Raw genomic sequence first — 15,728 nt, forward strand, 5'->3', positions numbered from 1 at the left:
AAAATTGGATCCCTTGCAAGCTTAGACGAAAAAACAAAAGCTGCATCAGTCAGTTACTTCAAATGCATGAGAAAGCACATCAGTTGACTTTTGCTGCCATGCTCGGCAGGTTGGGACCAAAGGCAGGGTCACCCCGGACTCATTGAGGTTATTCCCGATTTTGTGAAAGGAACATGAAAACCCGGTCGGCGAATCGTTTATCTGTATGTCATACAGCCACTGTTCAGGCTTGTGCCGTTCATCGAGATTTCCAGTAGAAAGTCCTACAGAAATGCCCCGCTTTACATGAAGGATGTTTCAATCCTTAGTTGTTTAATGAACTGTTTCCACATTAAGGCCGTTTCGTTTGATTGACTTACCCGCTACCGACCCAATCCCTTCAAAGACCAATCCGCTGACCCTGTACCTGGCACGTCTGGCGCCTTCCAGCCAACTGACCATGCGTTATGTGCTGCAGGACGCCGCTGACCGGCTGGGCTTCGAAGACATGAATGTCGAGGAGATTCCCTGGCACAACCTGCAACCCGAAGATGTCATCGCACTGGTGGCCACCTTGCGCACCGACGGCTACGCGCCGAACACCTCTTCGCTGTACGTCAACGCGGTGCGCGGGGTGATGAACGAAGCGTGGCGCATGAGCCTGATCAGTCAGGAACACTTGCTGAAAATGCGCTCGGTCAAGGGGATTTCCGGCACGCGATTGTCCCAGGGGCGAAACCTCAGGCGTACGCTGATCCAGGAATTGATGGCGGTTTGCGCCGCCGATCCACGGCCTCAAGGGTTGAGGGATGCGGCGATTATCGGGATTTTGTATGGCTCGGGCATGCGCAAATCGGAATCGGTGAACCTGGACCTGAATCAGGTCGATTTCGCCGAGCGCAGCCTTCGTGTGACCGCCAAGGGCAACAAGCAATTGATCAAGTACGCACCGGCCTGGGCGTTCGCCAAACTCAATGACTGGCTCGAGCTGCGGCGCTCGCTACTGAAGGAGGGCGAAACGGACGATACGTTCCTGTTCAATCGCATCCGTCGCGGCAGTCACATCACCCGCGAGCGCATCACCAAACATGCGATCTATTACATCGCCCGACAGCGGGGCGCGCAGGTCGGGGTGAAAATCATGCCGCATGATTTTCGACGTTCGTTCATTACCCGAGTGATTGAGGAGTACGACTTGTCGATCGCCCAGAAACTCGCCCATCACAGCAACATCCAGACCACCGCCAACTACGATGTGCGCGATGACAACGAGCGGCGTCGGGCCGTGGACCGGTTCGATCTTTGAAGGGTGGGGTTCACGATTCGCTCAGTACGTGGGCATGGCCGATTGTCGTGACGTGAACCTCGCTGCCGGCGGGTGGTGCATACAGGCCCGAACTGCGCACCATCAATGATCGACCAGGCTGTTGCCCGGACGCCAAAGCCTCCAGTTCCACCGTCAAGGTGCAGGAATTGCCACTGAAATCCCGCTCGGTCACGACGGCGCGACACCCCGCAGCCTTGGTCGGGCTGGGCTGAATGCTGACCAGTTGCAGTTGTTCGGGACGCAGCATGATCTGCGCCGATTTGTTGGCCCGGTGGTTGTTCACCGGTATCCGACCGAGATCGCAATGGGCCCAGCCGGCTTCGATTCTGGCGGGCATGACGATGGCATCCCCCAGAAACAGCGCGGTTTGTTCATCCTCGGGGTAACGGTAAAGGTCCAGCGGATGCCCCGACTGCACCAGCCTGCCGCCGCGCATCACCGCCAGCTGATCGGCAAACGACAAGGCTTCACTCTGGTCATGGGTGACCAGAATGGTGGTCACGCCGGCGTCGCTCAGCAGCCGTGCGACCATTTTGCGCATGGCGCCTCGAAGCCCGGTGTCGAGGGCCGAAAACGGCTCGTCCAGCAGCATCAATCGTGGCTGTTGCGCCAACGCCCGCGCCAGCGCCACACGTTGTTGCTGGCCGCCGGAGAGTTCATGAGGCCAACGGTTGGCCATGTTCGCATCCAGCGCCACGCTGTCCATCAACTCTGCGACTCGCTCCTGTTTTGCACTGCCCTTGATCGAAAGCCCGAAACCGATGTTCGCGGCCACGGTCATGTGCGGGAACAGGGCGCCGTCCTGGGGAACATAGCCAATCAGGCGCTGATGCGCCGGAACCTCGTGCGTCTCATCGACGAGCGTTTGGCCATTGAGTGAAAGACGGCCCGTGTCCGGGAATTCGAAGCCGGCGATCATCCGCAACAGCGTGGTTTTTCCTGAGCCGGACGGGCCGACGATGACCGTTCGGCTGCCTGTTGGCACCGACAGGTTGATGTTCTCCAGCGCTTGATGGGCGCCGTAGGCCTTGGAAATGGAATGGAGTTCAAGAGCGTTCATCGGCCAGCCGTTCGTTTGGATTGGTGATAAAGAAGTCCGGTTAACGGAAGCGACAGCAGGATCATCAGCAAGGCGTAGGGCGCAGCGGCGGCGTAGTCGATTTCGCTGGTCATGGCCCAGAACCCGGTGGCCAGGGTGCGTGTGCCGTTGGGGGCGAGCAGCAAGGTGGCGGTCAACTCATTGGTGATCGCCAGAAACACCAGCGCGGCGCCTGCGGCAGCGCCAGGCGCGGCCAGACGCAAGGTGATCAGCCACAATGCCCGGGCAGGGGAGCGGCCGAGGCTGCGGGCCATGTTTTCCAGCTCCACCGGCGCCTGTGCGATGCCGGCGCGCAAACTCACCAGGGCGCGGGGCAAAAACATCAGCAGGTACGCCAGCAACACCGTCACAGTCGTCTGGTAAATCGGCCGGGCGAAATGGATGGTGACGGTGACTAATGCCAGCGCCACGACGATCCCGGGCAACGAACTGGTGATGTAGTTGCAACTTTCCAGGACACGTTGCAACCGGCCCGGAGAGCGAATCGACAGCCAGGCAATCGGAATGGCAGCGCAGGTGGTCAAGGCGGCACCCGCAACGCCGAGCAGCAGCGTCTGCTCCAGCGCCGGCAGAAGTTCGTCCATCTGCCAGACCTGCGCACCGCCGGCGATCAGCCAGTTACCTAAGGTCACGAGTGGCACGCCCAGTGCCAGCGCGCAGGTCGCAATCTGTACGGTCAGGGCGAGGAAGGTGGTTGCGGGTTTCAGGCGCACCACCCGCTGTTCGCGAGCGCTTCCCGAGCCGACCCGGGCGTAACGCGCCGTGCCGCGAGCGGCCGATTCTGCGGTCAGCATCACCAGGCAACACAGGGCGAGTACGCTGGCCAGCATATGGGCGGCGGGGCCGTTGAAGGTGGATTTGAACTGATCGAAGATGGCCGTGGTGAAGGTGTCGAAACGGATCATCGCGTACAGGCCATATTCGGCCAGCAGGTGCAGGCCCACCAGTAACGCGCCGCCGCAGATGGCCAGGCGCAATTGCGGCAGCACCACGCGGAAAAATATCGCCCAAGGCTTGAGCCCCAGCGATTCGGCAACGTCTTCGATGGCCGGATCGAGCCTGCGCAGGGTCGCAGCAATCGGCAAGTACAGGAACGGGAAGTAGGCGATGACCGAGACCAGCACCCCGGCAAACAGACCGTGAATCGGCGGGACCAGACTGACCCACGCATAGCTGTGGACGAACGCCGGCACCGCCAGCGGCGCGGTCGCCAACAACGACCACCAGCGCCGACCAGGCAGGTTGGTGCGCTCTGTCAGCCAGGCCAGACACAGGCCTAACGTGACGCACAATGGAATCGTGATCACCACCAGTAAAACGGTGTTGATCAATAATTCAGCGACCCGCGGCCGGAACACCAGCGGCACAAGGGTCGCCCAGCCTGTCTGAAACGATACGCCGATGACGAAGGCAATCGGCAGCAGCGACAGCAGCGAAACCAGCACCGACAAACTGATCACCCACGCGCCACCACGTCCCGCGAAGAGGCCGCGGGATCGTCGTCGCAAATTCGCGGGTATCGCCTCGGCGACACCCGCTGGCAAGGTTTCAGGCATCAATTAGAGCAGTCCCGCCTGAGTCATTAGCTCCACGGCTTTTTTACTGTCGAGTTTTGAAGCATCGACTGTCGGCGCGTCGAGTTGCTGCAAAGGCACCAGTTTTGGATTGGATTCAGCGTTCTTGCCCACGGCGTATTCGAACGATTTACCGGTTTTGAGGATGGCCTGGCCATCCTTGCCAGTGATCCACTTGAGGAACGCCTGGGCTTGTTCCTTGTGTTTGCTGGACGCCAGCACGCCGCCACCGGAGACACTGACAAACGCGCCCGGATCCTTGTGCTTGAAGTAGTGCAGGGCGGTGTTGTTGCTGTTTTCGCCGGTCTTGGCCTGGTCACCGAAGCTGTAATAGTGGTAAATAACGCCGCTGTCGATCTGCCCGGCGTTGACGGCTTTGAGCACGGCGCTGTTGCCACGATAGGCCGTGTAGTTGGTTTTCATCCCTTTCAGCCATTCCAGGGTGGCGGCTTCGCCTTTGAGTTCCAGCACGGCGGCGACGATGGCCTGGAAGTCGGCACCGGCCGGCGAAGCGCCCCAGCGACCTTTCCAGTTCGGGCCGGCGAGGTCCATCAGCGACTTGGGCAGCTCGGCTTCGGGCAGTTTGCTCGGGTTATAGACAAACACCGTGGAGCGCGCAGCAATCCCCACCCATTTGCCATGGGCCGGGCGGTAAGCATTGCCGACCTGTTCCAGGGTGGCCGGCGCAACCGGCGCAAACAGCCCCGCGTTGTCGACCAGCACCATGGCCGGGGAGTTTTCGGTCAGGAACACATCGGCCGGGGAGGCCGCGCCTTCCTGCACGATCTGATTGCCCATCTCGGTGTCGTCACCATTGCGAACGGTGACCTTGATCCCGGTTTCCTTGGTAAAGCCCTCGATCCAGGATTTGGTCAGGCTTTCGTGCTGCGCGTTGTAGACCACGATGCCATCGGCATCCGCGGCATACACATGGCCGGCGCTCAGCAGAGCGGTGGCCAGCAGTGCGGTTTTCAGGAAAGAAGGGAAATGGGCATTCATGCGTCGGCAGCTCCTGTTTTTTAATCGTGCGCACAGATTCGACAGCATCGACGAGGTACGTCGTCGATGAGTGTAGATCAATAGGAATCATTTGCATGTTTGAGACGCGGCGAATGTAGTGCCTGAAATGAGAAAAAAACGTCAATTTAATCGTTAATTCCTGTCATTTGGCGTCTGGGCTCGGGGACTGAGACAGTCACTCGCGAGCCGTTGCCTGGAGCGCTGTGCATGGTCACCGAGTGTTTCGACAATGTGTATCTACTGACAGATCATTGAACCCGATTGAATAGAGAGGCCCCTGTGGCCCCTCAGGCCTCTCTTTTTTCGAGCTCCGTCCTTGTCAGGGTTGGCGCTGAGGAAAAATCAGAATTTCCAGGTCACCGCGCTCATAACGCTTGCCGTCGATGGGCAACAGCTCGACTTCTTGCTCTTCCTGGACACTGTTGACTCGCATCACCACGCCGACCGCGCCTTTTTTGCGGGCCTCGGTCATCCACTGGGCGACATTGTCCATGGTCACTTTTCTCGATTCCATCGCAGGATCGTTGAGGCCGTACTTCAGCTCGCCGACGGTGTTGTAAAGTGCGATCTGCGGCCGCTTCAGGCGCCACGACAAGGCCGCTGCAGCACCCAAATCATTACTGAGCAGCGAGGTCGTCTGGCTCAAGGCATCCAGATGCTCGGCAATGAACTGATCGGGCATCTTGCTATCGACGATCTGGCCGGGCATCGCCGCCGGCAGCAAGGCGACCAGCAGCCAGATGCCCAGGGCCGGCATGGCCCAGAACATCAAAGGACGCAAGACTTGCAACGCGTTAGCGATGATCCAGCCAAGCAGCACGAAAAACACCAGCGACAGGCTGAACATTTCCGTGTTTTCGTAGAGCTCTTTGGTGGCCTGCAAATAAAGCAGAACGATCAGGGCTGTGGTCGCAATGACGACATTGATCACACCGTTGATACGAATCGCCCGGCCGCGTGCCTTATTCAGCAACTCGGTCAGAGCATGGCCCATCAGCAACGCCAGGGGTAAAAGGCACGGCATGATATAGGTCGGCAGCTTGCCGCTGCTCAGGCTGAAGAACCCCAGTGGCAATAGCAGCCAGAGCAATAGAAAGCAGATCGCCGGCTGGCGTTTGTGCTGCCAGGCCTGGACGAATGTCGCTGGCAGCAAGGCTGCCCAAGGCAGACTCGACACGACCATTAGCGGCACGTAGAACCACCAGGGACGAGCGTGCTGCGCATCATCGGCAGCAAAACGGCGAATGTGTTCGTTCCAGAAGAAAAACCGCCAGAAGTCTGGTTCCTGATGGTGGATCGCGAGTACCCACGGCAGGCAGACCACAGCGGCCACGACGACCGCCAACGGCCCGTAACGTAACAACTCACCCAAGCGTCGTTGCCAGAGCATCCAGGGCAGGGCGATCAACACGGGCAACAACCAGGCAAGAAAACCCTTGGTCATGAAACCCATACCGCAGGCAACGCCCAACACTGCCCAAGCGCCGAGTCGAGCGCGTGAAACCTGGCTATCGATGGCAAACCACAGCGCAACCAGACTCAGGTTGACCCATAACGTGAATTGCGGATCGAGGTTGGCGTATCCGGCCTGACCGGCGATCAACCCGAAGCTCATGTACAACAGTGCGCAGGCGAAGCTTTTGCGCGGGTCGTTCCAGAGGCGACGGGCAATCAGGTAGGTTAGCCAGATACTCAGCCCGGTGCTCAATGCCGAGGCGATACGCACCCCAAACAAGGTGTCGCCAAATACAGCCTGACCGATGGCGATCATCCAGTAACCGGCAATCGGCTTCTCGAAATACCGAATCCCCATGAAATGCGGAGCGACCCAGTTACCGCTCAACAGCATTTCCTGACTGATCTGAGCATAACGGGTTTCATCAGGCGTCCATAAGCCATGGGTCACCAGCGGCAGGAGATAAAAGACCAGGAAGGCCAGCAGCAATCCCGGAACCATCCAGCGCTCGGCGATCGACCGGGCTGAGGCGTCTGCTCGGGACAAATGGCCAGCAGAACGGGGAAGCAGGTTATCGGGTGTCATGACTAAACCTTGGTAAAGTTTGTAAATGAACAGGCGCGTGGCACGAAGCAACAAGAGCGCAACTTCTTCAATGTCATGACGCAACCGCGACCTGAACTTGGAAGTTGGCTCAATGGGTTTTGAATTTTTTAAGTTAAAGGGATTTGTTCTCAAACACTGTATTCGACTGCGCCCGCAGGATTATTGGCTCACCTGTTTTTCGCTCAACAGCGAATCCCAGTCATTGGCATTGACGATCCCGAGCACCTGAAGTTTTCCATCCGCACTAATGCTCACGAACAACGAACTGCCATATTCACTTTTCTTCACGTGTTTGAAACCGGTCTGCGCTTCAAATTCGTGAATACAACCGCTGTGAGTGACCAACACCAGATTGCGATGGGCCACCTTGCGCGCCACCACATCGTTACGCAGGGTCTTGCCGCAGGTTGCCAGCCAGTCCTGAGTCATCGCGTCTTTGCCGAGCATATAGTGTGAAGTTTGCACTGTACGGGTAACCGGACTACTCAGGACATCGGTCTGCGCCAGCCCCAGGCGCAGGAAACCCTGGCCCACCGCCGCGGCCGCAACGCTGCCGGCTTGGGTGATGCCGTCAGCCGGACCCAGGCATGGGTTGGTGGATCGGTCGCATCGCTCGGTATGACGCACCAGCGCGATGACCTCACCGGCTTGCCAGCGCTGGAGCAGGTCCGCTTTAGTTGCGGATCCGGCAGTGACCACGTTGGCCGGAGATCTTGGCCACAAGGCAAAACCGGTTACCCCGGCAAGGGTGACCAACACCACGATCAACCCCGTGAGCCCGAACAGCCGCGATAGCCACGTTGGTTTATGCGGAAACTTGCGCGATAGTAAATTAGGCACGTATGTTTTTACCCCTGAGTACGCGATAAACATCAACTTTCAATGCGCTTCTTCCAATCGGATGTTGAAGCTGATTGGCTATTTGGTTGTCAAGACGCTATCGACGACAAACTAAAAGGTGTCAGGTGCCTGAGAAGTGAAAGAAATGTGAAAGTTTTGCGAGAGGGTTGCGCGGTTAATTATTAGTGCATTGTTGCAAACGTTTCTCTTATGTACCTTGCCTGTGGACTGACGTTGGTTTTAGCCCCGGTTCTGCGGCAATAGACCCCGACAATGGAGCCCGACAACAGAATGGATTTAAAGCAAAGTCTGACGAAACGGATTGTCATCGTATTCACCCTGATGAGCGCGCTGGTCGCGGGGATTTTTGCGTTTGGCATTGTGGCGACTGTCCATGTGGTGGAACGAAAGCTCTCGGCCGCGACCCTGGGAGGAGGGCTGCACCGCCTGCTGTTGATGGACAACCCCGATAACTGGCTCCATCAACCCGAAAAAGATGAACTGTTTTTCGCCCAGGGAGCCAAGGCCCCCATGGCCCTGAACTCGGTGCTGGAGGCGCTGCCCCCGGGGTTTCAGGAGATTCTCTACGGTGGTTCGAAGTACTACGCCATGGTGAACCTGGTGGGTGATCGAAAATACGTTTTGTTGCGCGACGAACGAAGCCTCGAACGACGGGAACATGTGCTGTTCCTGGTAGTGGTTGTCGGGGTTTTCTTGAGTGTCTTGCTGGCGATTTTGATGGGCCGGTTGCTGGCCCGACGCGTCCTCGCACCTGTGATTCGTCTGGCGCGTCAGGTGCGGCATCGCGATCAACTGCTGGAGCTGGCACCACCGCTACATCCCGATTATGCAAAGGACGAAGTGGGTGAACTGGCGCTTTCCTTCGATCAGACGCTGGGCCGTTTGCGCGCTGCACTGGGACGGGAAAAACTCTTTACCAGCGATGTCAGTCACGAACTGCGCACGCCTTTGATGGTGCTGGCCAGCTCCTGTGAACTGCTACTCGGCAATCCCTCGCTGGACCACCGTTCCACGGCGCAGGTTCAGCGAATCGCCCGTGCCAGTCATGAAATGCGCCAATTGGTCGAGACGTTTTTGATGTTGGCGCGCGCGCGGGAGGATTCCGGTTCAGGTGTGAGTGCCACCCTGAAGGACATCGCCGACGCGCTGGTGGATGTCTGGAGACCGCTGATCAGGGAAAAGGACATCGAGTTTATTTACGTCGTCGAACACGTTTCAACGGAACGCCATAACCTGACGTTCCTGCAGTCGGTCATGGGCAACTTGTTGCGTAATGCCTGGCACTACACCGATCGGGGCTTCATTCGGCTGACGTTGCGCGAGCACGGTTTCAGTGTCGAAGACAGTGGCATAGGCATTGCGGAAGAAAAACGTCATGCAATGTTTCAACCGTTTGTGCGCGGTGATGAGCAACGTGGCGAAGGGCTGGGCCTGGGCCTTTCGTTGATCCAGCGTATTTGCACCCATCAGAATTGGCGAGTGGAACTCACCAGCCGCCAGCCAAACGGATGTTGCTTCACGGTTGACTTGACGGGTGGGAGGTCGGCGCTTACTGCGCCGCCGGACAACCTCTTGATGTACCGGTAGCGGCCTGATTGATCAACGCGGCCAGGCGTTTGACGTTGTTCTGTTGGGCGCTCACCAGTTCATCGATGGAAGGCCCTGATGGTGTCTGCAGCGTGCTGCGGCAAGTGATCAGCGTGTTATCGCTTTCGCCGAGATTGCGCAGGCGCCATTTGACGTCAATCAGCGCGTATTGGCCGGGGATCGAATCAAAGCGTTGCACGTCCAGCCGCACCGACACCCTGCGCTGGGGATTGCTGTTGACCAGTTGATCGACCAGGGCAGTGCGCAATTCATCCGACAGGCTCGCCCCCCACCATTGGGTTTCGAGGATCGCCAGGCCGCTGTTGCCTTGGCGAATAACGATCTGCGGACGGTCGACCTGCGGCGGGACGCTGAGGCCCTCGATCTGGATATCCGCAGTGCTGGTCCTTGAATTGCTGCTCGGTTGGGCCGGGGTCAGGGTGTGGAATTGAATCGGCTCACTGCGGCAAGCCGTGAGCAAAAACAATGCGCTGACCAAGGTGATCTTTAACGAAAAAGCCATGGGTGATGCTCCTGTGGTCATTTGCGTGGTGGCCCCTGCAGGTCCATCGGCGCGGCATTGTCGGGGCGGCCGCGAATCAGCGATTCCGGATGCCGTCCCAGGTAATCCGAGAGTTCACGCAAGGAGCGCGACATACGCCCGAGCTCGTCGAGGGTCTGACCTAATTGTTCGCGTTGCGGCGAGTCTTCGGCCAAGGTCGAACTGGCCGATTGCAGCGTCTTGCTGACATCCGCCAGGGTGGTCTGCACGCCGGGCAGGGTCTTGGCGTTGAATTGCGCCAGGCTTTTGCGCAGTTCGACGAGGTTGCTGTCCAGGTTGCCGGCAATGCGTTCGATCGGCAGTTGGTTGATCTTGTTGATCATGCCCTCCAGTTTTTCCTGCAATTGTTCGAGGCTGCCAGGAATGGTCGGGATAGAGACTGGACGAGCGGTTGGATCGAACACGACTTTCTCCGCTTTGGGGTAGAAGTCGAGTGCAATGTAAAGCTGGCCGGTCAATAGATTGCCGCTCCGAGCCTGGGCCCGCAGACCATTTTCGATAAAGCTGCCCATCAGCTGGACGCCAGCGGCTTCGTCGTTGGGGTCATGATTCAAGGCCTTGAGCATTTTGGTGTGAGCCTGGCCGAGACGTTGCGGGTAGATCATGATGCCGACGTTGACGGGGAAGCTGCGTTTTTTCGCGTCGAAATCCAGATTGACCGCCACGACTCTGCCGAACTCGATGCCAAGGAACTCAACCGGCGCACCGACCTTGAGCCCGCGCAAGGCTTGATCGAAACGCAAGGCCAGGAATTGCCCCTTGCCGCTGGGCGGGGCGAGGGCAGTTAACTGGTCTTCGAACAGGTCGAAGGCTTTGTCCTCTTTAGCCGGTTGATCATTGGGGCTGTAATCCGGAGCGCGGAAGGCGATGCCGCCCACCAGGATCGATGACAGCGACTCGGTTTTCAGCGAAAAGCCGTTGGCGTCGACGTTCACGTCGATTCCGCTGGCGTTCCAGAACCGGGTATTTTCAGTGACGTAGGCATCGTTGGGCGAGTGGATGAACACTTCGATGTTGACCCCTTTGCCGTCGGCGTCCAGGGCATAGGCCACCACTTGCCCCACCGGAATCTTGCGGTAGTAAACCGGAGAGCCGATATCCAGCGAACCGAGGTCCTGGGTGTTCAGGGTGAAGCGCTTGCCCGGCTCGCCATAGGTAATCGGTGGCGGGTTTTCCAGGCCGATAAAGTTTTTTGCACGAGCGTGGGCCTGGCCGATGTCGGCGCCAATGTAGTCCCCGGACAGCAGGGTATCGATACCCGATACCCCGCCGGCGCCAATACGCGGACGCACGACCCAGAATTGCGAATCTTCGCGGGTGAAACTTTCCGCCTGCTTGGACAGTTTGATGGTGGCGTCGACGCTCTTCTGATCGTTGCTCAGCTCCACGTCCGAAACATGGCCGATCACCACGTTGCGGTATTTGACTTCGGTTTTGTTGGCCGTCAGACCGCTACCGGTCTTGAACGTGACGGTAATGGTCGGACCTTCCTGCAGCATGGTGTGCACGACCAGGGAAATCCCCACCAGCACCGCGACAATCGGCACGATCCACACCAGTGAAACGCTGAAGCGGCGGGTCTTGACCGGGGCCTGACCGGGGGCTTGCGGCCCGTCAGTGATTTGCGACTTCATCCATGACCTCCTCGTTTGGGTTATCCCGCTCTTCTTTATCCCAGATCAGGCGTGGGTCGAAACTCATTGCCGACAGCATGGTGAAGACCACCACCAGGCCAAAAAACAGAATGCCCGGGCGCGGTTCGATATCGGCCAGGGCTTGAAACTTCACCAGTGAGGCCACCAGGGCGACCACGATTACATCGAGCATCGACCAGTAACCGATGAGCTCGACGAAACGGTACAGCGTTGACCGCTGCTTGCTCGCCCATTGGCTGTCGCGCTGAACGGTCACCAGTAACAGCGTCAGGGCGACGAACTTGATGCCCGGCACCGCGATGCTGGCGATGAAAATAATCAGGGCAATGTCCCAGGCGCCGTGCTGCCAGAACTCAATTACACCGCTCATGATCGTGCTATCGGCGCCGTTGCCGACCATCTTGGTGTTCATCACTGGCAGCAGATTGGCCGGGACGTAAAACGCCAGGGCAGTGAACATGTAGGCCCAGGTCCGGGCCAGTGAGTTGGTTTTGCGCCGATGCAGCGGCGCGCCGCACCGTGTGCATTCGTGAGGTTCATCGGTCATGTCACAGGCCAGGCCGCAGCTATGACACAGGCACAGGTTGAGTTCACTCGCCACCGGAGGCCTGTTCATAAGATGTCCCATAGATCACGGATGTCGCGCCCGGCGATGCGGATCATCATCAGACTGAGAATGGCCAGTGCAAACAGGCCGATGCCAGGCAGTACATCTAGCAATCCGGCGAGTTTGATGACCGCGACCATCGCCCCCAGCAGACAGACCTCCAGCATGCTCCAGGGCCTGAGGGTTTCCAGCCAGCGCATGCAGAACCTGAAACCGGGCGAGCGCTGGTGGGCGAGGGCGAAGCTCAGGACCCAGATAAGCAGCAACAGCTGGAAAATCGGCGCGATAATCATCGAGATCGCCGCCACCATGGCGATGAAAGTGATCGGCCCCAGACTCAGGGCCAGCACCGAATCCCAGAGCGTTGCGCTGTTTTTAAGGCCTTTGAGGCTGATGCTCATGACGGGATAGAAGTTGGCGAAAATCCACAGCATCAACGCGGTGAAGGTCAACGCCAGACGTTGTTCCACCGTCAGGCCGTTATAGCGCTGAAGCACACCGCCACAGCGTGTACAGAGGGTTTTTTGATGTTTGGCGAGCGTGACTTTTTGATACACGCAGTCGCAGTGCTCGCAGATGATCAGTGGGTCAGTCGTAGCCATAGGCTGCACTCGCCAGGACGCAGGGAAGTCAGAGCACTCCCTCAATATAGAAGCGCCTAGCGATTGAGCAAATCTAAAGGCTCAAACAACTGCTTGACCGCGTTATCGTTCTTCGCGAGCAAGTCGAATCGTCGCACCGCCGCTCCCACATTTGATCTTCAGTAGCCACATCATTTGTGAGCGACGCAGATCCAGTGTGGGAGCGGGCTTGCTCGCGAAGGCGGATTGTCAGGCTACTAACGTCTTACTGATCACCCCAGCAGTTCGCGCAATCGATACCAGAACATGCCGAGGGCCAGCAGTGGAGAGCGCAGCATCGGCCCACCGGGAAAGGTCATGTGCGGCACGGCGCTGAACACGTCAAAGCCCTGACTGTGCCCGACGTGGATCGCTTCACCCAACAGCTTGGCGCACCAGTGGGTCACGTTCAGGCCATGACCGGAGTAACCCTGGGCGTAGAACACGTTCGGATGCTGGTTCAAGCGCCCGACCTGAGGGAAGCGATTGGCGCTGATGCCAATCTTGCCGCCCCATTGATAGTCGATGCGCACGTTGGCCAGTTGCGGGAAGACCTTGAGCATGTGCGGGCGCATGTAAGCTTCGATGTCCGCCGGATCACGCCCGGAATAATGACAGGCGCCGCCGAACAGCAAGCGTCGGTCCGCCGAGAGCCGGTAGTAATCCAGGCCGACTTTCTGATCGCAGAGCGCCAGGTTCAGCGGGATCAATTGCGCTGCCTGTTCGGGCGTCAACGGCTCGGTGGCGATGATGTAGCTGCCCGCCGGAAGGACTTTTCCGCTCAGTTTCGGTTCGAGCTCTTCCAGGTGAGCGTTGCACGCCAGCACCAGACTGCCGGCGCGCACCGTGCCGCCGGCACAGCGAACCTGCACGGTGCTGCCATGGATCAACTCCAGCACGGGGCTCTGCTCGAAGATCTGCACCCCTAAGGATTGCGCCAATAGCGCTTCGCCAAGGACCAGATTGAGCGGCTGCAAGTGCCCCGAGCCCATGTCGATGAGACCACCGGCATACACGTCGGAGTTCACCACCTGCTGACGGATTTGCTCCGGCCCGACGAGTCGGGTTTCGTGGGCGTAACCCGATTCGGCAAGGCCTTGCTGCTCAGCCTTGAACGCCGCGAACTGCGCTTTAGTATTGGCCAGTTCACAGAACCCCCAGCGCAGGTCGCAATCAATCCCGTGTTCACGAATGCGGTTGCCCACAAGTGCTACCGACTCGACGCCCGCACGCTCAAGGTAGCGCACGCCTTCTTCACCGACATGACGGGCGAAACCGCTGACGTCATGGCCGATGCCGCGAATCAACTGCCCGCCGTTGCGCCCGCTGGCACCCCAGCCGATCCGTCGGCCCTCCAGCAGAATCACCGAGAGCCCGCGTTGCGCCAGTTCTATCGCGGTGTTAACGCCGGTAAAGCCGCCGCCGATCACACAGACATCGGCTTCAAGGTCCTCGGCCAGTGTAGGGTAGGGTGCCGTTCCATTGGCTGACGCCGCGTAATAGGAACGAGCATGTTCGTTGCTGTACTGGTTCATTGGTTGGACTTCACTTTGCTCCAGGAACGGGTCATCAAACGCATGATTGCCTGGGGCGGGGTGGTGGAAATGTAGAGCTTGTCGAGGACTGCCTGAGGCGGATAAACCTCAGGGTTGTTGACCAGTTCAGGGTCCATGTCTTGCTTGGACGCCGGGTTCGGGTTGGCGTAACCGACCGACGCACTGACCTTGGCAATCACGTGCGGATCGAGCAGGTAATTGATGAAAGCATGCGCCTCTTTCTGGTTGCTGGCGTCTGCGGGAACCGCCAACAGGTCGAACCACAAGTTGCTGCCTTCCTTGGGAATCGCGTAGGCGATATTCACGCCGTTCTTGGCTTCCTTGGCCCGGTTCGCGGCCTGGAACACGTCACCCGAGTAACCGAACGCCACGCAGATGTCGCCGTTGGCCAGGTCCGAAACGTACTTGGAGGAGTGGAAATAGGTGATGTAAGGGCGGATGGTCAGCAGCTTGGCTTCAGCTTTCTTGAAGTCTTCAGGGTTTTCGCTGCGCGGGTCCATGCCCATGTAATTGAGAACGGCCGGGAACACTTCATCGGCCGAATCCATCATCGACACGCCGCACTGGCTGAGTTTCTTCAGATTCTCCGGTTCGAAAAAAACCGCCCAGGAATCGATGCGGTCAATGCCCAGCACTTGCTTGACCTTGTCGACGTTGTAGCCGATGCCGTTGGTGCCCCACAGGTACGGAACCGAGTGTTCGTTGCCCGGATCGTTTTTCTCCAGCAGCGCCAGCAGTTTCGGGTCGAGGTTCTTGAAGTTGGGCAGCTGCGAACGGTCGAGCTTCAGGAACGCGCCGGCTTTCACCTGGCGAGCGAGGAAGTGGTTGGACGGCACCACCACGTCATACCCGGTGCGGCCGGCGAGCAGTTTGCCCTCCAGGGTTTCGTTGGAATCGAACACGTCGTAGATCACCTTGATCCCGCTTTTCGCCTGGAAATCGGCTAGGGTGGTCTCGCCGATGTAATCGGTCCAGTTGTAGACGCTGACCGTTGGCTGAGCCTGCGCAACGGCGCTGAACAACACGGCCAGCGCGACCGGAACCACGGATTTCAATAGACGCATACGACACCTCTTGTAGTTGTTGGATTTTTCAGGCGTTGGCATTTTCCTTGTGGGAGCGGGCTTGCTCGCGAAAGCGGTCTATCAGTCAACGGTGATGTTGCATGTGCCGGCCTATTCGCGAGCAAGCCCGCTCCCACAGGGGGAATGCGGTCTCA

13 protein-coding genes are annotated in these 15,728 nt (G+C 58.6%); 2 read left to right on the top strand and 11 right to left on the bottom strand.

Annotated features, from left to right (window positions below):
- The first annotated feature begins 346 nt into the window (after positions 1-346).
- The gene (gene xerC / locus KW848_RS00675; protein ID WP_375154702.1) at positions 347-1,285 is read left to right on the top strand and encodes a tyrosine recombinase XerC; all 939 of its coding nucleotides are present in this window, start codon (positions 347-349) and stop codon (positions 1,283-1,285) included.
- Between the two features lie 10 nt (positions 1,286-1,295).
- On the opposite strand, the gene KW848_RS00680 is transcribed toward xerC, so the two are convergent.
- The 5 genes from KW848_RS00680 to KW848_RS00700 form a co-directional block, all read right to left on the bottom strand.
- Positions 1,296-2,366, bottom strand: coding sequence for an ABC transporter ATP-binding protein (locus KW848_RS00680; protein WP_218534707.1), 1,071 nt, complete (start codon positions 2,364-2,366; stop codon positions 1,296-1,298).
- Positions 2,363-3,961 carry an iron ABC transporter permease gene (locus KW848_RS00685; protein WP_218534708.1) on the bottom strand — a complete coding sequence of 533 codons (1,599 nt, stop codon included), beginning with the start codon at positions 3,959-3,961 and terminating at the stop codon, positions 2,363-2,365. The genes KW848_RS00680 and KW848_RS00685 overlap by 4 nt, the downstream gene beginning before the upstream one ends.
- A 3-nt stretch (positions 3,962-3,964) precedes the next feature.
- The gene (locus tag KW848_RS00690; protein ID WP_218534709.1) at positions 3,965-4,978 is read right to left on the bottom strand and encodes an iron ABC transporter substrate-binding protein; all 1,014 of its coding nucleotides are present in this window, start codon (positions 4,976-4,978) and stop codon (positions 3,965-3,967) included.
- A 340-nt stretch (positions 4,979-5,318) separates the two neighbouring features.
- The gene (arnT, locus tag KW848_RS00695; RefSeq protein ID WP_218534710.1) at positions 5,319-7,040 is read right to left on the bottom strand and encodes a lipid IV(A) 4-amino-4-deoxy-L-arabinosyltransferase; all 1,722 of its coding nucleotides are present in this window, start codon (positions 7,038-7,040) and stop codon (positions 5,319-5,321) included.
- A 180-nt stretch (positions 7,041-7,220) separates the two neighbouring features.
- Positions 7,221-7,901, bottom strand: a complete 681-nt coding sequence (locus tag KW848_RS00700; protein WP_375154703.1) for a histidine phosphatase family protein — start codon at positions 7,899-7,901, stop codon at positions 7,221-7,223.
- A gap of 291 nt (positions 7,902-8,192) precedes the next feature.
- Between KW848_RS00700 and KW848_RS00705 the strand changes: the two genes are divergently transcribed.
- Entirely contained in the window at positions 8,193-9,509 is a 1,317-nt protein-coding gene (locus KW848_RS00705) for a HAMP domain-containing sensor histidine kinase (protein ID WP_218534712.1), read from the top strand.
- Here the strand turns inward: KW848_RS00705 and KW848_RS00710 are convergent.
- The 6 genes from KW848_RS00710 to KW848_RS00735 form a co-directional block, all read right to left on the bottom strand.
- A complete protein-coding gene (locus KW848_RS00710) occupies positions 9,472-10,032 on the bottom strand; it encodes a membrane integrity-associated transporter subunit PqiC (RefSeq protein WP_218534713.1) in 561 nt (186 codons plus the stop codon). The two genes, KW848_RS00705 and KW848_RS00710, sit on opposite strands and share 38 nt — an antisense overlap.
- Before the next feature lie 17 nt (positions 10,033-10,049).
- Positions 10,050-11,705, bottom strand: coding sequence for an intermembrane transport protein PqiB (locus KW848_RS00715; RefSeq protein WP_218534714.1), 1,656 nt, complete (start codon positions 11,703-11,705; stop codon positions 10,050-10,052).
- Positions 11,686-12,342, bottom strand: a complete 657-nt coding sequence (locus KW848_RS00720) for a paraquat-inducible protein A (protein ID WP_192409387.1) — start codon at positions 12,340-12,342, stop codon at positions 11,686-11,688. Before KW848_RS00720 ends, KW848_RS00715 begins: the two co-directional genes overlap by 20 nt.
- Positions 12,339-12,935 carry a paraquat-inducible protein A gene (locus tag KW848_RS00725; protein ID WP_192409386.1) on the bottom strand — a complete coding sequence of 199 codons (597 nt, stop codon included), beginning with the start codon at positions 12,933-12,935 and terminating at the stop codon, positions 12,339-12,341. The genes KW848_RS00720 and KW848_RS00725 overlap by 4 nt, the downstream gene beginning before the upstream one ends.
- A gap of 251 nt (positions 12,936-13,186) precedes the next feature.
- The gene (locus KW848_RS00730; protein ID WP_218534715.1) at positions 13,187-14,488 is read right to left on the bottom strand and encodes an FAD-binding oxidoreductase; all 1,302 of its coding nucleotides are present in this window, start codon (positions 14,486-14,488) and stop codon (positions 13,187-13,189) included.
- A complete protein-coding gene (locus KW848_RS00735; protein WP_218534716.1) occupies positions 14,485-15,573 on the bottom strand; it encodes a polyamine ABC transporter substrate-binding protein in 1,089 nt (362 codons plus the stop codon). The genes KW848_RS00730 and KW848_RS00735 overlap by 4 nt, the downstream gene beginning before the upstream one ends.
- Positions 15,574-15,728: the final 155 nt, after the last annotated feature.

Origin of the sequence: Pseudomonas sp. PDM25 (assembly GCF_019219045.1) — a bacterium.
In the GTDB taxonomy this organism is placed as follows: domain Bacteria; phylum Pseudomonadota; class Gammaproteobacteria; order Pseudomonadales; family Pseudomonadaceae; genus Aquipseudomonas.